Origin of the sequence: Mesorhizobium sp. M1006 (assembly GCF_040318825.1) — a bacterium.
Lineage (GTDB): Bacteria > Pseudomonadota > Alphaproteobacteria > Rhizobiales > Rhizobiaceae > Mesorhizobium.
In genome coordinates this window covers 29756-48078 of record NZ_JAMYMZ010000040.1, presented here as the reverse complement: position 1 = coordinate 48078, position 18323 = coordinate 29756, and the positions used below count along the sequence as shown (strand labels likewise).

General features: G+C 61.1%; 18 protein-coding genes. 10 read left to right on the top strand and 8 right to left on the bottom strand.

All coding sequences use genetic code 11. From position 1 onward, the window contains the following. Positions 1-225: 225 nt before the first annotated feature. Positions 226-522: a co-chaperone GroES gene (gene groES, locus NKH60_RS27005; RefSeq protein WP_006203049.1), complete on the bottom strand. Its 297-nt coding sequence runs from the start codon at positions 520-522 to the stop codon at positions 226-228. 217 nt (positions 523-739) lie between these two features. Between groES and NKH60_RS27000 the strand changes: the two genes are divergently transcribed. Continuing rightward, the gene (locus NKH60_RS27000) at positions 740-1675 is read left to right on the top strand and encodes a bifunctional helix-turn-helix transcriptional regulator/GNAT family N-acetyltransferase (RefSeq protein WP_352874018.1); all 936 of its coding nucleotides are present in this window, start codon (positions 740-742) and stop codon (positions 1673-1675) included. Positions 1676-1715: 40 nt separating this feature from the next. Here the strand turns inward: NKH60_RS27000 and NKH60_RS26995 are convergent, their stop codons facing one another. Further along, complete coding sequence (locus tag NKH60_RS26995; protein ID WP_352874016.1) at positions 1716-2378, bottom strand: FAD-binding oxidoreductase; 663 nt, start codon at positions 2376-2378, stop codon at positions 1716-1718. Between the two features lie 135 nt (positions 2379-2513). Between NKH60_RS26995 and NKH60_RS26990 the strand changes: the two genes are divergently transcribed. From NKH60_RS26990 to NKH60_RS26975, 4 genes are all read left to right on the top strand, one after another. Then, positions 2514-2993, top strand: coding sequence for a MarR family winged helix-turn-helix transcriptional regulator (locus NKH60_RS26990; protein WP_352474535.1), 480 nt, complete (start codon positions 2514-2516; stop codon positions 2991-2993). Then, the gene (locus tag NKH60_RS26985; protein WP_352474507.1) at positions 2990-4168 is read left to right on the top strand and encodes an HlyD family secretion protein; all 1179 of its coding nucleotides are present in this window, start codon (positions 2990-2992) and stop codon (positions 4166-4168) included. Before NKH60_RS26990 ends, NKH60_RS26985 begins: the two co-directional genes overlap by 4 nt. Before the next feature lie 304 nt (positions 4169-4472). Beyond that, the gene (locus tag NKH60_RS26980) at positions 4473-6008 is read left to right on the top strand and encodes a DHA2 family efflux MFS transporter permease subunit (RefSeq protein WP_352874014.1); all 1536 of its coding nucleotides are present in this window, start codon (positions 4473-4475) and stop codon (positions 6006-6008) included. A 174-nt stretch (positions 6009-6182) separates the two neighbouring features. Further along, positions 6183-8870, top strand: a complete 2688-nt coding sequence (locus NKH60_RS26975) for an EAL domain-containing protein (protein ID WP_352874012.1) — start codon at positions 6183-6185, stop codon at positions 8868-8870. Positions 8871-8913: 43 nt separating this feature from the next. Here NKH60_RS26975 and NKH60_RS26970 read toward each other — a convergent pair whose 3' ends face one another. Beyond that, complete coding sequence (locus tag NKH60_RS26970) at positions 8914-9432, bottom strand: CAP domain-containing protein (RefSeq protein WP_352874010.1); 519 nt, start codon at positions 9430-9432, stop codon at positions 8914-8916. 235 nt (positions 9433-9667) lie between these two features. Next, complete coding sequence (locus NKH60_RS26965) at positions 9668-10123, bottom strand: MarR family winged helix-turn-helix transcriptional regulator (protein ID WP_352685527.1); 456 nt, start codon at positions 10121-10123, stop codon at positions 9668-9670. 62 nt (positions 10124-10185) lie between these two features. Here NKH60_RS26965 and NKH60_RS26960 point away from each other — a divergent pair, with 62 nt between their 5' ends. Further along, complete coding sequence (locus tag NKH60_RS26960; protein ID WP_352616835.1) at positions 10186-10635, top strand: SgcJ/EcaC family oxidoreductase; 450 nt, start codon at positions 10186-10188, stop codon at positions 10633-10635. A gap of 276 nt (positions 10636-10911) precedes the next feature. Here NKH60_RS26960 and NKH60_RS26955 read toward each other — a convergent pair whose 3' ends face one another. Further along, on the bottom strand, positions 10912-11277 hold the full coding sequence (locus NKH60_RS26955; protein WP_352616838.1) for a winged helix-turn-helix transcriptional regulator: 366 nt from the start codon (positions 11275-11277) through the stop codon (positions 10912-10914). Between the two features lie 106 nt (positions 11278-11383). Between NKH60_RS26955 and NKH60_RS26950 the strand changes: the two genes are divergently transcribed. Next, positions 11384-12088, top strand: a complete 705-nt coding sequence (locus NKH60_RS26950) for a glutathione S-transferase family protein (protein ID WP_352874007.1) — start codon at positions 11384-11386, stop codon at positions 12086-12088. 101 nt (positions 12089-12189) lie between these two features. On the opposite strand, the gene NKH60_RS26945 is transcribed toward NKH60_RS26950, so the two are convergent. After that, complete coding sequence (locus NKH60_RS26945) at positions 12190-12561, bottom strand: winged helix-turn-helix transcriptional regulator (protein ID WP_352503373.1); 372 nt, start codon at positions 12559-12561, stop codon at positions 12190-12192. 125 nt (positions 12562-12686) lie between these two features. Between NKH60_RS26945 and NKH60_RS26940 the strand changes: the two genes are divergently transcribed. Then, positions 12687-13436 carry an SDR family oxidoreductase gene (locus NKH60_RS26940; RefSeq protein WP_352569766.1) on the top strand — a complete coding sequence of 250 codons (750 nt, stop codon included), beginning with the start codon at positions 12687-12689 and terminating at the stop codon, positions 13434-13436. A gap of 133 nt (positions 13437-13569) precedes the next feature. Then, a complete protein-coding gene (locus NKH60_RS26935; RefSeq protein ID WP_352541597.1) occupies positions 13570-14394 on the top strand; it encodes a DUF2189 domain-containing protein in 825 nt (274 codons plus the stop codon). 6 nt (positions 14395-14400) lie between these two features. On the opposite strand, the gene NKH60_RS26930 is transcribed toward NKH60_RS26935, so the two are convergent. Both NKH60_RS26930 and NKH60_RS26925 read right to left on the bottom strand, forming a co-directional pair. Beyond that, entirely contained in the window at positions 14401-15033 is a 633-nt protein-coding gene (locus NKH60_RS26930) for a LysE family translocator (RefSeq protein ID WP_352685524.1), read from the bottom strand. A gap of 120 nt (positions 15034-15153) precedes the next feature. Continuing rightward, positions 15154-17121, bottom strand: a complete 1968-nt coding sequence (locus NKH60_RS26925; protein ID WP_502904307.1) for a pilus assembly protein TadG-related protein — start codon at positions 17119-17121, stop codon at positions 15154-15156. A 338-nt stretch (positions 17122-17459) separates the two neighbouring features. Here NKH60_RS26925 and NKH60_RS26920 point away from each other — a divergent pair, with 338 nt between their 5' ends. Further along, entirely contained in the window at positions 17460-18320 is an 861-nt protein-coding gene (locus NKH60_RS26920) for a TIGR01459 family HAD-type hydrolase (protein ID WP_352503369.1), read from the top strand. Positions 18321-18323: the final 3 nt, after the last annotated feature.

Genomic DNA, 18323 nt, shown 5'->3' with positions numbered 1-18323 from the left:
TGACGCCGTCCTTGGTGATGCGCGGTGCGCCGAACGACTTGTCGATGACGACGTTGCGGCCCTTGGGGCCGAGCGTGACCTTCACCGCGTCGGCGAGGATGTTGACGCCGCGCAGCATGCGCTCGCGAGCGTCGCGGGAGAATTTTACGTCTTTGGCAGCCATTTTTAGCTCCTGGCAGGGGCTTGGATTGAGCCCGAAGATTTAAATGAGGGTGAGGCCGATATTCAGCCGATGATGCCCATGATGTCGGATTCCTTCATGATCAGAAGGTCTTCGCCATTGAGCTTGACTTCGGTGCCCGACCACTTGCCGAACAGGATGCGGTCACCGGCCTTGACGTCCAGCGGGACGAGCTTGCCGGCTTCGTCGCGGGCGCCGGAACCGACGGCGATGATCTCGCCTTCCTGCGGCTTTTCCTTAGCCGTGTCGGGGATGATGATCCCGCCCGCGGTCTTGGATTCGGATTCGACCCGACGAACGACCACGCGGTCATGAAGCGGGCGGAACTTCGACTTTGCCATTTTTTATTCCTCGATGAGAATGGTGAGAACAGTTCCTCCGTCCGGCGGCGCCGGACATGTGGTTAGCACTCATCTTGGGGGAGTGCTAACGTGGCGCTGAAATAGGCTGGCAACTCGCGCGAGTCAAGGCGCCCGGTGAGCATCATCAGGACAATTGCTTCAAACGGATACTTGACTAAGTCAACTAAATCGCTGATCTTGCCGGGAGGAGGATGCCATGACCATTCATCATCACCCAGGCAAGGAGCGGATCGACGCGGTGCGGGCCTTCAACCGTTTCTACACCCGCCAGATCGGGCTGCTCGACGAAGGGCTGCTGAAAAGCACCTTCTCGCTGACCGAGGCGCGAGTGCTCTATGAGCTGGCGCATCGCCATGGCCTGACCGCCACCGACCTTGGGCGCGATCTCGGCCTCGATGCCGGTTATCTCAGCCGGCTGCTGAAGAAGTTCGAGGAGCGTGATCTGGTCGAGCGCGCCACGATCGAGACGGATGCACGGCGTTCGACGATCGCGCTGACCAAGGCCGGGCGGCAGGCCTTCGCGCCGCTGAACCAGGGTTCGCACGACCAGGTCGCGGCATTGCTCGACCGGCTTCCAGTTCCCGAACAGGACAGGCTGGTCAAGGCCATGCAGACGGTACAGCGTCTGCTGGGCGGAAGCGCCGAGCCCAAAATTCCCTATATGCTGCGGCCTCTGCAAGTCGGCGACATCGGCTGGATTATCCATCGGCAGGGCCTGCTCTACGCACAGGAATATGGCTGGGACGAAACCTATGAGGCGCTGGTCGCCGAAATCCTCGGCGCATTCGTCAAATCCTTCGATCCGAAATGGGAACGCAGCTGGATCGCCGAGCGGCAAGGCGAGGTCGTCGGCTCGGTCTTCGTCGTGCGCCAGTCGGACGCGGTGGCGAAGTTGCGCCTGCTCTATGTCGAGCCGTCGGCGCGCGGCCTCGGCATCGGCAAGCGGCTGGTCGAGGAATGTATCGGCTTTTGCCGCGCCACGGGTTACACGACACTGACGCTGTGGACCAACGACGTGCTCGCCGCCGCCCGCCACATCTATGAGGCTGCGGGCTTTAAATTGACCAACGAGGAGCGCCACCATTCCTTCGGCAAGGATCTGGTCGGCCAGAACTGGAATTTGGAGCTGTAGCGGTGCCGCAGAATTTCGAGCATCGGCCTGGGGCGGTCGCTCAGGCCGCAGGCTTGATGTTTTGGTTCAAGCGAAAGAAATTGGTGGGATCATACTTGTTCTTTAGTGCGGCCAATCTCGGATAATTCTCGCCGTAAGCCGCCAGAACCCGATCAGTGCCCTCTTCGCCGAGATTGTTCGCATAGACGCCGCCGGTCGAGAACGGTCTCATTGCATCCCACAGGTCGCGCGCCCATCGGATGTGCGTTTCGTCGTCAGACGGATTGTCCCAGATCGATATCGGGAAGCAATCGTAAAGTGCATCTCTGTTGGCGTAGGGCGTTCCGTCCATCGGTACTCGCGAGATGGCGCCGCCAACCTGCTGCAGGACCAGAAGCGATTCGCTGGGTGCAGTCATGTAAGTCGCAAGCATGGTATCGATCGCCTGATCTGTGATTTCGCGCATGAACTGCGCCTTCCAGTAGTAGCGCCGCCCGCGCGGAAAGAGGCTGTCCCCGGCCGATTGGATTTGAAGATAGGGGACAGGAGCAATCCGGCGCTCAACTGGCGTGCCATACTCTCTCAGAGGTTGAATGATTTGCTGGCCTTCGTCGAGTGGGCCGATGTAGCACGCCGATATGCTGACGAAGCGTTCGCCCGAGGGCGCCGTCACAAGTGCTGCATCCAGGCTCAGCTCATCCGGGGCGCCGCTCGAGAACCGCATCGCTTCGCGTTACAAGCGCCCGGCGTAATAAATTGCTAACTACGATCGCCCTGCACCAACTGCCATGCACACTCGCCGGCTTCTGGCACAATCCGGCTCCTTGAATTATGAGCACGCTTATTATATATGTCGCTCATGGTTTCCGACGGCATCGACAGATTAGGCTTTTTGATCCACGACGTGCAGCGCCTGATGCGCAAGCGCTTCGAGGCGCGCGCCAGTGGTTTCGGCCTTTCTTCAGCGCAATGGCGGCTTCTGGTACGTGTCGCCAAGGAGGCGGGTGTCGCGCAGGCGCGGCTTGCCGAGCTTCTCGAAATCGAGCCGATCAGCGTCTCGCGTCTTGTCGATCGCATGGAGGAGGGCGGCTGGATCGAGCGCCGTCCCGACGCAACCGACAGGCGAGTGCGCATGATTTTCCCGACCGCCAAGGCAAACGCGGCCTACACCCACGTCAAGAGCCTTGCCGGCGAGGTCTATGAGGAATCGCTCGTTGGCGTTTCGCCGGAAGATCGCCGCGTCCTGGTCAGGGCGCTGGAGACAATGGTGCAGAATCTTGCAGATGGTGAGGCGCCGCCCTCGGAAAAAGTGAAGAATACGGAAGGCACAGCAGCATGAACGCGGTAGCCAAACTAGATGAGAATGCGGCCAAGCTGGAGATGGAAGCTCCCGCGAAGCCGGCGGCAGCTCCGGTAACGGTCGCTCCGCAGATAGCTCCGGCGCCGGTGGCGCCGAAGCAGAAGCGCCGTGCCGGCCGCTTCCTTTTGATGTTTGTGCTGCCCGCTGCGTTGATCGCCGGCGGCAGCTATGTCTGGGTGACCGGCGGCCGCTATCAGGAGACCGAGAACGCCAATCTGCAGCAGGCCAAGGTGTCGATAGCCGCCGATACGGCGGGCCGCATCGTTCAGGTCGACATTTTCGACAACCAGTCTGTCAAGCAGGGCGACGTGTTGTTCGCTATCGATCCCGAGCCCTACCGGATCGCATTGGCCCAGGCCGACGCGGCGGTGGCCGGCGCACGGCTCAATGTCGAGCAGTTGCGTGCGGCCTACAGCCAGGCGCTGGCGCAGGAGAAGTCCGACGAAAGCCAGGTCCAGTACGCGCAGTCGCAATATGACCGCGCCGCCGACCTTGCCCAGAAGGGCATCAACGCCAAGTCGTCTCTGGACGAAGCCAAGAACGACCTCGACAAGGCGAAGCAGCAGCTGGCCGTGGCCCAGCAAGGGATCGTCAGCGCCAAGGCGGCACTTGGCGGCAATCCCGACATCGAGACCGACAAGCATCCAACGGTAATGGCGGCGCTCGCCGCACGCGACAAGGCGGCCTACGATCTGGTCCAGACCACGGTCAAGGCACCCGCCGACGGCATCATCAGCCAGGCCGCTTCGTTCAAGGTCGGCCAGTATGTCGGTTCGGGCACGCCGCTGTTTTCGCTGGTCGAGACCGGCGACACCTGGGTCGACGCCAATTTCAAGGAAACCCAGCTCACCAACATGAAACCCGGCCAGAAGGCCGAAATCATGGTCGATACTTATCCGGGCAAGACGTTCGAAGCCACCGTCAAGGCGATCGGCGCCGGCACCGGCGCCGAGTTCTCGCTGCTGCCCGCGCAGAACGCTACCGGCAACTGGGTCAAGGTCACGCAGCGCATTCCGGTCCGCCTGGAATTGACCGATGCCGACGCCAAGGCGGCGCTGCGCACCGGCATGAGCGCGACCGTCACGGTGGACACCGGCGTTTCCCGCGGGCTGCCGAGCATTTTCCGCCGCGCCACGGCAGGCGAGGCCAGGTAAAGAGGCCTGGTAGCGGCCGCATAGCAAACAGCGAGATGGATGCAGGATTGGTCCGAGGGGGGCGCGGGAAAAGTTGAATGCGTGGACGGGCTGCGCTGTAGCCTGCCTGAGCAGACAACGCCGCGCAGGATCTTCGGTCCTCAGGTTTCCGGGCGGCAGGCGCCCGCTTTGTCGAGACGCTCAGTCGATGTAACCCCCACATCGATGCTCGCGTCCCACCGCGATGAGGGTCTCTCTACAGCGGGGCCTCGCCGTCCGGAAACCTAATGTACACGTTTTTGTTACCTGCTGGAAGTTTTACGTCATGAGCAGCCCAGAACCCTTTCGCGAAGTACCGCACCGCGGCCTGATCACAGTTGCGCTCATGCTTGCGACGATCATGCAAGCGCTCGACACGACGATCGCCAACGTTGCGCTGCCGACCATGACCGGCGATCTCGGCGCCTCCCCCGACAACATCAACTGGGTGTTGACCTCCTACATCGTTGCCGCGGCGATCATGACGCCGGTGACCGGTTGGCTGGCCGACCGCTTCGGTCGCAAGGAGCTGTTCCTGACGGCCGTGGTCGGTTTCACCGTCTTTTCAATGCTGTGCGGCATCGCCTGGAGCCTTGAGACCATCGTTTTGTTCCGGCTCATGCAAGGCGTGTTCGGTGCGGCCATCGTGCCGCTGTCGCAGACCTTCCTGCTCGACATCAACCCCAGGGAACGCCACGGCCAGGCTATGGCCATCTGGGGCGCCGGCATCATGCTGGGACCGATCCTTGGCCCGACGCTGGGTGGCTGGCTGACCGAAAATTTCAACTGGCGCTGGGTGTTCTTCATCAACCTGCCGGTCGGCATCATCGCCTTCCTCGGCATGGCGGCATATCTTCCCAGCGTCCCCCGTCGCGTGCGCAGCTTCGATTTCTTCGGCTTCACCATGCTCTCGCTCGGTGTCGGCGCGCTGCAGCTGATGCTCGATCGCGGCGGCGAGGTCGACTGGTTTTCCTCGATCGAGATATGGATCGAGCTTGGTCTTTCCATCACCGGTTTCTGGGTATTCACCATCCACACGTTGACGGCGGAGCACCCCTTTATCGACCCGAAGATCTTCCTCGATCGCAATTTCGTCACCGGGCTCGCGTTCATCTTTGTCATGGGCGTGCTCATCCTGGCGAGCATGTCGCTGCTGCCGCCAATGCTGTCGACCATCTTCGGTTATCCGACCCTCACCATAGGCATCGTCTTGGGCCCGCGCGGTGTCGGCACGATGATCGCGATGCTGTTCGTCGGGCGGATCATGCACAGGATCGATGCCAGGATCCTCGTCGTCATCGGCTTCCTGCTGACCGCGCAATCGCTCTACACGATGTCGAGCTTTTCGCCGCAGATGGACAACTGGCTTATCCTCAGTTCCGGCGTCATCCAGGGCCTTGGAATGGGAATGGTGTTCGTGCCGCTGTCCACCGTGGCTTTCGCCACGCTCGACGCACGTTTCCGCACCGATGCAACGGCGCTGTTCAGCCTGGTGCGCAATCTTGGCTCGTCGATCGGCGTATCGGTGGTGACGGTTCTGCTGGTACGCAACACGCAGATCAACCATGCCGAGCTTTCGGCCTACATCAATCCGTTCAATCCCAACCTCTGGGCGGCATCGCCGGCAGCGGCGGGCGGCGATCCGACGGCGCTGTCGCTGATGGATCGCATGGTCAATGTCCAGGCGATGATGATCTCCTACGTCAATGACTTCAAGCTGCTGATGATGATGACGCTGCTTGCTGTCCCGTTTGTTTTCCTGCTGCGCAAGCCAAAGGCTGCGCCGCCCGCCGGTGGGGCGCCTGCCGCGCATATGGACTAAGCCTCAGGGCTTACGGCAACCGCGACCGGCCACGGTTTCCGTTGCCATGCCGGTCGCGTCGGCGTTGAGCCCAGGTTCACCTGCCATTAGTATATCCGGACCAATATGCAGTCGCTTTTGGGTTGAAGGCGAGCCTCCTTTGCTTGCCTCAAGCATCAGCGGGAGGAATTGTGTTTGGCCACGAAGTCATCCAGGCAAACCGCCGGCGCGCCCGAATCCGCAAATTTGACGACGCTGGCACAACTGGCGACTGCCTCATATGAGGCCCTCGAGCGCGAGCTTCGCGCCACGATTGCGGCACTTCAGGACCAGGCACTGCGGTTCCAGACCGCGATAGAGAACATCTCGCAAGGCATCTGTTTCTTTGATGCCGATGAACGGCTGATCCTGTGCAATCGACGCTACGCGGAAATCTATCGCCTTGCACCGGAGCAATTGCAGCCGGGTGCGGCGCTGCGCGAAATCGTCGAGCGGCGCGTCGCTGTCGGAACCTCGGCAATGAATGCGGACGCTTATCTGGCGTTGGCCCGGGCAGTCAATTCGGGCACGGCTTCGGGGAACTGGACAGCCGAGCTCGCCGATGGCCGGACAATTCAGGTCTGCCATCAGCCGATGCCTGACGGCGGCTGGGTGGCCACGCATGAGGACATCAGCGAGCTCAGCGCCAACCGCTTGGTCGTCGACGAGCGTATCTCCTTGCAGACGCTCATCGACCTGGTGCCTGACTACATGTGGGTGAAGGACACCGAAAGCCGCTTCGTCGTCGCCAACCGAGCCATTGCGTCCGACAGCGGTCGAGACAGCACGAGCGACATGATCGGTCTAAGCGACTTCGACCTTCACGCGCCGGATCTTGCGCAGAAATTTCGCCTCATCGAGCAGCAACTGATGCGCGACGGACAACCGATGATCGACGAGGAGGAGTTCGTCGTCGATGCGTCAGGCACCGGCAAATGGTTCCTGTCTACGAAACTGCCGTTGCGCAACGTTCAGAACAACATTTTCGGCCTCGTCGGCATTGCCCGTGACATCACTGCGCGCAAGCAGGCCGAAATCCTTCGCGACGGGCAGGCGCATATCCTCGAGATGATCGCAAAGAGCGCTCCCCTCGAAGACGTGCTCGAGCGGCTCATGCGTCTGGTCGAGTCCCAACTGGCGGGGATATTCGGTTCGGTCTTGCTGCTCGACAAGGATGGCAGCCACTTGCGCCACGCCGCCGCGCCGAGCCTGGCGAGAGACTACACCGACGCCGTCGACGGCGCCGCGGTGGGCCCAAGGGCAGGGTCTTGCGGTACCGCAGTCTATCGGCGCGAGCCGGTGATTGTCGCTGACATCATGCAGGATCCGCTTTGGCAGGACTATCGCGAACTCGCGCGCCCACACGGTTTGCGTTCATGCTGGTCGACGCCGATCCTGTCGCATCAGGGCGCCGTGCTCGGCGTCTTTGCGATGTATTCTATGACGGTGCGCGAGCCGACCGAGGCCGAGACCCGCCTCATCGATTTCACCACGCGCATCGCCGGGATCGCCATCGAACGCAAACAGGCCGAAGACCGGATCCACTTCATGGCCAATCACGACGTGCTGACCGGGCTTCCCAATCGCGCCTTGTTGGAGGACCGGCTTTCACAGGCGGTCTTGTACGCCCAGCGATACGATCGCTGGGTGACAGTGGTGTTCATTGATCTAGACAATTTCAAATTCGTCAACGACACGCTCGGCCACAATGCCGGCGACGAGCTCCTGAAGACCGTCGCAAGTCGCATGGTCGACTGCGTCCGGGCGACCGATACCGTCGTGCGGCTTGGCGGCGACGAATTCGTCGTCGTGCTTTTCGACCAGCCGGCGAACGTCGATCTCGTTTCCGAGACCTTGCAAAAGCTCAGGGCTGCACTCGCCGAGCCGGTTCGGCTCGGAGCGCATCTTGTGCGGGCGACGGCCAGCATCGGCATTGCCAACTATCCCAAGGATGGGACGGATCCCGATACGCTGCTGGCAAATGCCGACGCGGCCATGTATCGCGCCAAGGAGTTCGGCCGCGATAATTTCCAGTTTTACGCTCCGGAGTTCAACACCAGGGCGCATGAAAAATTCGTGCTTCAGGAAGAGTTGCGAAACGCCTTGGCGCGTTCGGAATTCACGCTGCTCTACCAACCGCAGGTGGACCTTCGGTCAGGTCGGGTTTTTGCGGTCGAGGCGCTGATACGCTGGAACCACCCAACGCTTGGCACGGTAATGCCGACGATGTTCATCCCGACCGCCGAGGAGACAGGTCTGATCGTACCGATCGGCGACTGGGTTCTGCATGAGGCGTGCCGGCAGAACAAAGCCTGGCAAGACGCGGGGCTGCCGCCCTTGACCGTTTGCGTGAATGTGTCGGCGCGGCAATTCAGGGAGCGCAACCTGATCGATCGCATCGTCAGCGCGCTGAAGGACAGCGGCCTGGAGGCCAGGTATCTCGAGCTGGAGGTGACCGAGAGCCTTATCATGCAGGATATCGAGCTGGCGGTCGCCACCATGAACGCCCTGCAAAGCCTGGGTGTCCAGATCTCGATCGATGATTTCGGCACCGGCTATTCCAGCCTCAGCGCACTCAAGACCTTTCCCGTGGCGCGGCTAAAGATCGACAAGTCCTTCATCAAGGATCTCGCCGCCGACGAGAACGATCAGGCTGTGGCCAGCGCGGTGATTTCATTGGGGCAAAATCTCAACCTGAGGGTCATCGCCGAGGGCGTTGAGACAGATGATCAGGTTGCTTTCCTGCGCAGGAACAATTGCGACGAAATGCAGGGCTATCATTTCAGCAGGCCGGTTTGTGCGCAGGACATCGAGGAATTGCTCGGCGGCGGCCGCAAAGACTGACGGATCGGTCGCCAGCAGGCTTCCGCCGTCCAAATGGTGGAAGTTATCTGCCGAGCACAAGGCACCAGTAGCGAAGCGTGCTGTCGCGGCCGTCGCGCACATAGGCGAGGCCGAAGCGGGTGAAGCGCGGGTCGAGTATGTTGCGGCGGTGGCCTGGCGAATGCACCCAGATATCGAACAGCTTCTGCTGGTCGAAGCGGCCTTCGGCAATATTTTCGGCGGCAGCGCCGGCAATGCCATTGTCTTTGACGCGCGAGGCAAAGTCCTTGCCCCAGCCGGTGGTGTGATTCATTCGGCCGCCGCGTGCCATATATCCGGCCTGCTGGAGCGCCGCCTGCTCGAGCCGGGCATCGGGGGCGAGCGGCCCCAGACCCGCCGAAGCGCGGATGCCGGCCAGCGTGCCGGCGGCGGAAGCAGAGACACCGGCGCTTTCACCGGTAGGCAGCACGGCGGTTGCGCAGGCGGTGAGCCCGGCAAGGGCGCCAAGGCCGGCAGCTCTGAGCAGCACGCGCCTGCTTAGGCTTGGTTGTGCCTGATAATTTTCGATTTTCGTAACGGTCATGCCCGCCTGACATAACCGCGATCATGGCTTTTGCCGGGCAGGGCGGTGAAAATGCGTGATGAATGGTTTTGACGCGATGGCACTGTGTCAGATTGATTTCACCGCTCAATCGAAACAGGCCTGCTCGGATGGCAGCATTCGCCCAGACGGCTGTTCGGGCTCGACACTCCCAGGAGCTCGATACCCAGTCAGGCCTTCACGGACAGAGAGTTTCTTTTGCCCTACCTTTGCGGCTTCACGAGCGCTGGCGAGGTATCCTCGGTTGCAAATTTTTGCTGGGGGATATCGCTTGCAGTGACGACCGGAGCGATTCGTACGCCTGAGCACCAAGCAGCCTTCGGTATTGGTCTTCGAGACGCTGATTGAAATCGTGGACGGTCCGGATCACCGCAAGCGCCGCGTCAGTTGCAACGATTAATTTGGCCCGTCGGTCGTTCGGATCATGCGAACGCCGAACATAACCAAGGCGCTCCAGTTCATCGATCAACTCACCCATCGATGCTTTGCCAATGCCAGCACGCTCTGCGAGGACGCTGGATCGGGTTCCTTCCGCGTCGATGTTGGCGAATACAGCGCCGTGTTTGGGCTTGATTGCCGAATGGCCGCTCTCCCGGAGAACCTGGACCAAAGCGCTCGCCGACGATTGATAAGCATAGAGAAGCAGAGACTGCGTGTATGGCTGATTATCCATCTTTCCAAACTTATATGGTGCCCATATAGTATGGCAACCGAACTATATGACAGGAGGTCAGCATGGCTACCGGCAACATCCGAACTGAAGGGGTGGAAAGTGTCGCGCACAGGCTGATCGAAGCTTGGAATCGTCACGATGCTCGCGCCTTTGCCGCCGTATTCGCGGCAGATGCCGAGTTTACAAACGTCTTCGGTATGCAGGCGACTGGACGTGACAAGATCGAGCAGTTCCATGCCCCAATTTTTGAGAAGATGTTCAAGCACAGCCATCTATCCGCCGAAAGCGTGCGGAACAGGCTTGTTCGCCCTGATGTTGCCACGCTCGACCTGCGGTGGTCTATGACTGGCGCGCTCGATCCGATGGGAAACGAATGGCCGCGTCGGCGCGGATTAATCAGCGTAGTGGCGACGCGGGATCATGACGAATGGTTGATTGCAACGATGCACAATATGGAACTTGGGGACGATCAAATGGCAGAGTCTCAGGAGAAACTTCAACAGGATAAGTAGGCTCTTCGTTCACGTCAGGATCGAAAGCGACAGCCATCCAGCATAGTCAAGCCGATCTGATCGGGCAATGAGATCGAACGGCGGGTCAGGTGATCGGGATTGGCGAGCTATGCTACAGGAGTTGGTGCTGGATGGCCCGTGCCTTGTCCGGTTTGGCCGACCACAATGGCGCGCCTCATAGCCGGTCGCCTTGGTCTTGCGGGATCTAATGTATGAACGGCTTGGAGCGCTGGGCTCTCGCCGGCAGTTCTTGGCGGCGCGGTGATCGCCGGTCGGCTATTCCGCCGCCACGAGTTTGGTTTCCGGCGTCGATGTAGCCCGGCTGGCCCGATCGTCCTCGGTATCTTCCCACCAATCGCCCAGGGCGTCGATGAGTGGCACAAGCTTGAGACCGGGCTCCGTGAGGTCGTAATCCACGCGTAGCGGATAGCCGGTACGCGCCGTTCGCCGCACAATCCCGGCTTCCTCCAGCTTGCGTAGTTCGAGCGCCAGGATGCGGTGCGACACTGTCGGATTGTCACGCCTCAGGTCGCTGAAGCGCTTGGTACCGTCCTTGAGATAATAGAGCAGCAAGGTGGGCCAGCGACCGCTGAGCACACGCATGGTCTCCTCGATCGGGCAGCGTGAGACGACATCTTTCATGGCGGGGACCTGGTTACAGAATAGTGCGTAATTTACATGGGGCGACCAGCGTTTAGGGTCAAGTTTCGCTGCGCAGCGTGACCCCTAACATGGAAGAGAGAAAGAAATGGAACCTATTCTCCTTTACGGCTTCCCGCTGGGAAGTTCGATGGGGCTTGTCGCTGCTTTTGAACGCCTCGGACAGCCCTACCGCCTGTGTCGTGTCGACATGCTCGCTGAGATGAAGAACGACGCCTATGCTAGTATCAACGGCCGCCAGGAAACGCCGGTGTTGATCACCGACGAAGGCAGGGTGCTCACCGAGACCATGGCGATTGCCGCCTGGCTCGAAGCTCGCGATACGCAACGTCGTATCAGCTTTGAGTCTCGCTCGCCGGAAGCCAACCGGATGCACCAGCTGATGGCTTTCGTGAACACCGGTTTCACCGCCGCTTTCACCCCGCTCTGGGCTGCTTATGAAATGGAGCCGGGCGAACCGGTGCTGCTGGCGACCTTGCGTGACTTTGGCCGCAAGGTCGTTACCAACCGCCATGACCAGCTCGAGGCGATGATCGTCGACACGGATTTCCTGGTCGGCGGCCGGCTGACGCTTGCCGATACCACGCTGATCGGCGTGGCGCGCTGGGCGGAGTTCCACCAGGCGGTCGACGGCGCCGCTTATCCCAAACTGGCGGCGCTACGCCGCCGCATCGAAGCCGATCCGGCCGTGCGTTACGCACAGGCCATCGAGGGTGGCGAAAAGCCGGCGGGTTCGGGTGCCTGTCTTGGCCATGTCCCGCTGGCCGAAGTGATCGATCGTTTCGCTGCCTAGCTTTTGTCACGCATCTCAGCCGCGCGGCGCCAAAGTGTGGTGCCGCGCGGTGACCGCCTGTGGCTTTAGCCGGGCAGGGCAAACAATCCGTGCACGATTAGTCAGGTGATCAGGTGGGATGCGTTGACACGCATCCAGTCGGCCAGCGAATCCAGCGTGCCACGCAAGGTTCTACCCAGCGGCGTTATCTCATACTCCACGCGCGGCGGCATCTCGGCATAGACCCTCCGATAGACCAGACCGCGATGTTCGAACAGGCGCAGCTGCCGCGTGAGCTCCTTTTGCGTAATCGGTGCGACGGCCCTCTGGAGCTCGCCGAAGCGGATCGGACAACCGGTGACGATCAGGCGATAAAGAATGGGAATGGCCCATTTTCCCGAAACCAGATTGACGAAATCGATCATCGGGCAACGATCGGTCGTGCCATTTCCGCCTTCGACTGGCGTTACCTCGATGGCTTTTGCCTGCGCCACGAAATTATTTCCTTTAGTACCCATTCGGTGCCTACTATACAAAGCATACTATCGTGTCGACAATGCCATTCTCATCGTCTTTGGGAAGGCAAATCATGGGTCGCCAAATCATGGGTCGCCAAATCATGGGTCGCTTGAAAGGCAAATATGCCCTCATTACCGGGGCAACCAGTGGCATCGGTCTCGAAACCGCGCGCCAGTTCCTGGCCGAGGGTGCGACGGTGGCAATCACTGGCAGGAGCCCGTCCGGGCTGGAAGCTGCGCAGCGCGAGCTGGGCGGATCGGCGCAGGTGATCAGGAATGATGCCGGCAACCTCGCTGATCAGCGTGCGCTTGCCGCCGAACTCGCGCAGTGCTGGCCTCGGCTCGACATACTGAACATCAACGCCGGCGATGTGATGCATCAGCCCCTTCAGGATTGGGACGAGGTGGTCTATGACCGTCTGATGCAGACCAATCTCAAGGGGCCGTTCTTTTTGATCCAAGCCCTGTTGCCGATGTTCTCCAACCCGTCATCGATCATCCTGTGCGGTTCGGTCAGTGCCCATATCGGCCTGCCCCAGAGTAGCGCCTACGCCGCCAGCAAGGCTGGCCTCCTGTCGTTGGCGCGCACCCTCTCGGGTGAGATGATCGAGCGCGGTATTCGCGTCAATGGCCTCAGCCCCGGGCCGACCGAGACGCCGGCCTTGGGCAAGCTGGGTCTGCCCGAAGCGGACGAGAAGGCGCTTGGCGATCAGATACGCGCGCTAGTGCCGATCGGCCGGATGGGCAAACCCTGGGAACTCGCCAAGGCGGCGGTGTTTCTAGCATCGGATGAGTCGAGCTTCGTCGTTGGCACGGAACTGCTCGTCGATGGTGGCGTCGGAAATCTATAACCGGGATTTACCATCGTGACCATCGACTTGGCGACAATCACCCCTAAATCGACTACCATAGTGCTTATACGAGAAGTGGCAGCTACGGGCGGCCATCCTGGCGGCGGCCGTCCCGACCCACGGGAGAAAGGTTATGGCCGGCTTTCATGTCATGGCGGACGCACGTGGAATGCATGTACAGCCCACGGTGCGCCGCATCAGCACCGAGGATCTGATCGATGCGCTCCGTCTCGGCGTAGAGGATTTCTGGGCCAAGCCGTCGCATTATGTGTTCCTGTGCCTGATCTATCCGGTGGTCGGCCTGATCCTGACGCAGTGGACCTCGGGCTCGAACGCCATCCAGCTCATCTATCCGCTGATGTCCGGCTTCGCTTTGGTCGGCCCGTTCGCCGCAATCGGCCTTTACGAAATCAGCCGCCGGCGCGAGTTCGGCATGGATACATCCTGGTGGCATGCGCTCGACGTGCGCCACTCGCCGGCGCTGCCCGCGATTGCAGTCATCGGTATCATGCTGGTGGTACTGTTCCTGCTCTGGCTGTTCACCGCGCAATCGATCTACACCAGCCTGTACGGCAATCAGCCTCCGGCCTCTATCGTCGGCTTTATTCGCGAAGTGCTGACGACCAGCAAGGGCTGGACACTGATCCTGCTCGGCAACCTGGCCGGGTTCGCCTTTGCCGCGATCGTGCTGGCGACGACCGTCGTCGCCTTTCCGCTGCTGCTCGACCGCGATGTCGGCGCGGTCTCGGCAATCGAGACGTCGGCAAGGGCAGTTCTGACAAACCCGCTGCAGATGGCGCTGTGGGGCCTGATGGTCGCCGTGCTGCTGGTCATCGGCTCGATCCCGCTATTTGCCGGGCTTGCCGTCGTCATGCCCATCCTTGGCCACGCGACCTGGCATCTTTACCGCAGGGTGGTCGAACCGGAGCGGGCACAGCCGGACCGGCGGCCGATGTAGGACCGATCAGCGTTGCGCGTCGGTTGCCATCTTGACGGCCAGCGCGGTCAGCACCGTGCCCATCATCCAGCGCTGGATCACCAGCCATAGCGGCCGCCCGGCGAGGAAGAGGGCGATCGAGCCGGCCGTCACCGCGATGATGGCGTTGACGGTCAGGCTGATCGCGACCTGTGTGGCACCGAGCACCAGAAGCTGCGACAGCACGTGGCCCTTGCCGGGGCTGATGAATTGCGGCAGCAGCGACAGATAGAGCGCTGCCACCTTCGGGTTGAGCAGGTTGGTCATCAGGCCCATGGCGAACAGCTTGCGCGGCCTGTCTCTCGGCAGTTCGCGGATCTGGAAGGGCGAGCGCCCGCCGGGCTTCACCGCTTGCCAGGCGAGCCACAGCAAATAGAGCGCGCCGGCAAGGCGCAGCACATCATAGGCAAAGGGCACGGCGAGCAGCAACGCGGTGATGCCGAACGCCGCCGACAGCACGTAGAACAAAAAACCGAGCGCCACGCCGCCCAGCGAGATCAGTCCGGCCTTCGGCCCTTGCGACAGCGAGCGCGAGATCAGATAGATCATGTTCGGGCCAGGCGTCAGCACCATACCGAGGCAGACCAGCGCGAAGGCAAGATGGTTGGCGGGTTCAGGCAAGAGCGCATCTCCGGGTGGGGACACTCACCACATGCTTCCATAACCCGCAAGGGCATGACGGCAGGAGCCTTTGCGCCAGCGCGCCGGGCCCCCCTGCCTTAGTCGCCAATCCCATCGCCTTCAGCCGACGATGCGCAGGTTCGACAATTCGTTGGCGATTTCCTTGAAATTGTCGGACAGCGTCGCGCCTGTCGCATTCCAGAACAGCTTGACCGGCTTGCTCGGGTCCGCCGGATCCTTGCGGAAGCGCGAATCCGAGGAACATGCCTTCAGCGCATCGATTGCCTTCTTGTCGCCGGCATCTGTGGGTGACAGGTCGAGCGCCACCGTCATCACCAGAATATTTGAATTCTTTGCATTGGCGCAGAGCGTTTTCATCTGCTCGTCGAGTGCTGCCGTGTAGTTGGCACCGGTATAGGTGGTCTTGCCAATATCGGTGCTGGTATTCATGAACAGGCGGGTTACGCTTCCAGATCCCGGATAGGTCAGGCCAGTGTAGCCGTAGGCGGCGTAGGTCGACCTGTTGTTGGCATAGCTGCTGTCGCTGACGGCGCTATAGGTATTGGCTCCGTCGGTCAGCACCACGACCACCTTGTCGTTGCCCCTCTCGCTGTTCGACCGGCCCTCGGAGAACGGTGGGTTGCTCGATACAGTTCGCCAGCCCCAGGCAAGCCCCTCCGGCACGTTGGTGTTGCCGTTCGGCGCCATGGCGTCGATGGCGTCCTTGATCTCCTGCTTCTCTGCGTCCTGGCTGACGTCCTTCAACGGCGTGATCGGGTTGGTGGTGCAGGAGGAATTCGGCCCATCGCCTGCGGCTGCGGATTGCGAACCATATGGTTTTACAAGGAAATATTTGCGCATGTCAGACTGGCGCTGGGAAGCGGTAGGACCGGCGACATAGGGCCAATCGGCCCACCAGTTGTTGCCGTAATTGTAGGACGTGCCGATGACGTCGTTGATGCCGTCACGGTTGAAATCGAGCCACAGAGTGCCAGCCTCATCCGGGGCGAACATCGGCACGAAAAGCGTGGCCGGCGCGGTTGTATCGGGCGTGGTGTCGCTGACATTGTAGGGATATGGCCGTGCTTCGACGCAACCTTGCCAGCTCGCATAGCGGCTTGTGGTGTAGATATATTCCGGTGCGCTCCAATGGCCGTACTGGCAGGTGCCGTTCTTCTTGTATGTGTCGCAGACATATTGCTTCGAATTGGGTACCTCTTCGCGGCCCGATTCGACCGTCATGTCGGCGTAGAGGCTGAAACGGGTCAGCGGCTGGTCCTTGGTCTCGCCCCAGCCGGTGCCGCGCTTGTACCAGACGCCGTTGAGCTTCTCGGCATATTTGTCCGGATTGTTGGCGGCACTCATCGTCGTCCAGTCGAAATCCTCGTGCTGGATCGGGGACATGCCGTCCTGATCCATCCAGCCGTCCTGGTCGTGGGTAGGGCCGACATTGACCGAGGCCGCAAACGGCACGAGAGAAAACTGCACCGGTTTGGTGATCTGCTTCATCTGCTGCGCCTGAAGCGCCAGCGTATCGACAAGCTGCTTGGCGGCCGACTTCAGCAGGTTTATTCGCTTCTCGCCGGTGCCGGAGCCGAGATCACTCATCGAGCCGGAATTATCCAGCACAAGCGCGACTTCGAGGGTGTTCTTGAGGCGGAGTTCCGAACATTCGGTGAAGGTCGTGTCGCTTGCCGTGCCGCCGATCAGCAGGCTGGCGGCCGGTAGAAAATAGGGATGGAAGGTGAGGCTGGCGCAGAGCTTCAGGGTGCCGCCGCCGGCATTGTTGTTGGGCAGCGTGACGGTCAGCGCTGTATTCGCCGGGTCGATACGTGCGAGATTGGTTTCGAAAAATGTCTTGGCGTAGGCCTTGACGTCGTCGTCGCTGGCGCCGGCAACGATCTGCTGGGCGGCGGCGAGGCCGGCCGCATCAAGGGCGTTCAGCGTTTCGTGCTTTTGGCGCAGCAACTCCCCGTAGTCGACACTGAGCGCCAGACCGGCCATCAGCGGCACAATGGTGATTGCAGTCATTAACGAGTAGTTGCCACGTCTGTCGTGTCGGAATTCTCCGACTATTGCCTTCAGCATTCCCGCCCGCCCCATTTTTCCCGGACGATGCCACGCATTTTTAAATTTCCGATTGCTGAAATACGTTCAAGGCCGGTACGGGTTTTCAATCCCTGTTAACCACGCGTCCGCAATCGGCAATGCTGCTCCGAGCTTCCCGCGGCAAAGCCTCTAAAAAAGGGCATAAGGCGCTGGAAAAGAAAAGCTTTCACCATCGCGTGCTCGCCGGCGTCCCCGTGCGACAATCTTGCGGCGCTATGAAAGCTGGTGACAGGGTGAAGCGCTTCGGTTAATCCCAGCCGGTCGCGGCGGACCGTCGGTCGCGGCGCTTGCAAGCATCATGGTACAGGGACAACAGCATGGCGGATTCGCCCGACATCATCGGTTCGCTCGCAGACTTGTCGGGAGCCTATTCAGCCATCCTGTGCGACGTCTGGGGCGTGGTGCACAACGGCGAATGGCATTTCCCGGCGGCGGCTGCCGCGCTGATCGCTGCTCGCGCGGCGAAAATACCTGTCGTGCTGATCACCAATTCGCCGCGTCGCAGCGCCGACGTGGTGGCGCAGATGAACGCCATCGGCGTTCCTCCCGCCGCCTACGACCGTGTCGTGACGTCCGGCGACGTTACCCGCGACCTGATCGCGGAAGGGCCGCGAAAGATCTTCCACATAGGCGCCGATCGGGATTTCACGCTCTATGAGGGCCTCGACGTCGAACTCGTCGAGGAGTTCGAAGCATCCGGCGTGGTCTGCACTGGCCTGTTCGATGACGAGGTGGAGAAGCCGGAGGATTATGCCGATCTTCTGCTGCGGCTGCGTGCCAGGAACCTGCCCTTCATTTGCGCCAATCCCGACATCGTCGTCGAGCGCGGCGAACGCATGATCTGGTGCGCGGGCGCTTTGGCCCGCGAATACGCACAGCTTGGCGGACGCACGCTGATCGCCGGCAAACCCTACGCGCCGGTCTATGATGTCGCCATGAAGGAGATCGCCGTCATTCTCGGCCGCCCGGTCGAGCGTTCGCAAGTTCTGGCCATCGGCGACGGCATGATGACCGACATCAAGGGCGCGGCCGACAATGGCTTCGACGTGCTCTACGTATCGGGCGGGATCCATGCCCGTGATTACGGTGAGACGCTGCAGCCGGATCCGGCCAGGCTCGCGGCCTTCCTGGAAAAATATGGCTACAGGCCGGTCGCGGTGATTCCCAGGCTGCAATAGGTT

Excerpts from the sequence above, each read along its gene's own strand:
- groES (WP_006203049.1), bottom strand. The coding sequence starts at position 522 with ATGGCAAAGTCGAAGTTCCGCCCGCTTCATGACCGCGTGGTCGTTCGT.
- NKH60_RS27000 (WP_352874018.1), top strand. The coding sequence starts at position 740 with ATGACCATTCATCATCACCCAGGCAAGGAGCGGATCGACGCGGTGCGG.
- NKH60_RS26995 (WP_352874016.1), bottom strand. The coding sequence starts at position 2,378 with ATGCGGTTCTCGAGCGGCGCCCCGGATGAGCTGAGCCTGGATGCAGCA.
- NKH60_RS26990 (WP_352474535.1), top strand. The coding sequence starts at position 2,514 with ATGGTTTCCGACGGCATCGACAGATTAGGCTTTTTGATCCACGACGTG.
- NKH60_RS26985 (WP_352474507.1), top strand. The coding sequence starts at position 2,990 with ATGAACGCGGTAGCCAAACTAGATGAGAATGCGGCCAAGCTGGAGATG.
- NKH60_RS26980 (WP_352874014.1), top strand. The coding sequence starts at position 4,473 with ATGAGCAGCCCAGAACCCTTTCGCGAAGTACCGCACCGCGGCCTGATC.
- NKH60_RS26970 (WP_352874010.1), bottom strand. The coding sequence starts at position 9,432 with ATGACCGTTACGAAAATCGAAAATTATCAGGCACAACCAAGCCTAAGC.
- NKH60_RS26965 (WP_352685527.1), bottom strand. The coding sequence starts at position 10,123 with ATGGATAATCAGCCATACACGCAGTCTCTGCTTCTCTATGCTTATCAA.
- NKH60_RS26960 (WP_352616835.1), top strand. The coding sequence starts at position 10,186 with ATGGCTACCGGCAACATCCGAACTGAAGGGGTGGAAAGTGTCGCGCAC.
- NKH60_RS26955 (WP_352616838.1), bottom strand. The coding sequence starts at position 11,277 with ATGAAAGATGTCGTCTCACGCTGCCCGATCGAGGAGACCATGCGTGTG.
- NKH60_RS26950 (WP_352874007.1), top strand. The coding sequence starts at position 11,384 with ATGGAACCTATTCTCCTTTACGGCTTCCCGCTGGGAAGTTCGATGGGG.
- NKH60_RS26940 (WP_352569766.1), top strand. The coding sequence starts at position 12,687 with ATGGGTCGCTTGAAAGGCAAATATGCCCTCATTACCGGGGCAACCAGT.
- NKH60_RS26935 (WP_352541597.1), top strand. The coding sequence starts at position 13,570 with ATGGCCGGCTTTCATGTCATGGCGGACGCACGTGGAATGCATGTACAG.
- NKH60_RS26925 (WP_502904307.1), bottom strand. The coding sequence starts at position 17,121 with ATGCTGAAGGCAATAGTCGGAGAATTCCGACACGACAGACGTGGCAAC.
- NKH60_RS26920 (WP_352503369.1), top strand. The coding sequence starts at position 17,460 with ATGGCGGATTCGCCCGACATCATCGGTTCGCTCGCAGACTTGTCGGGA.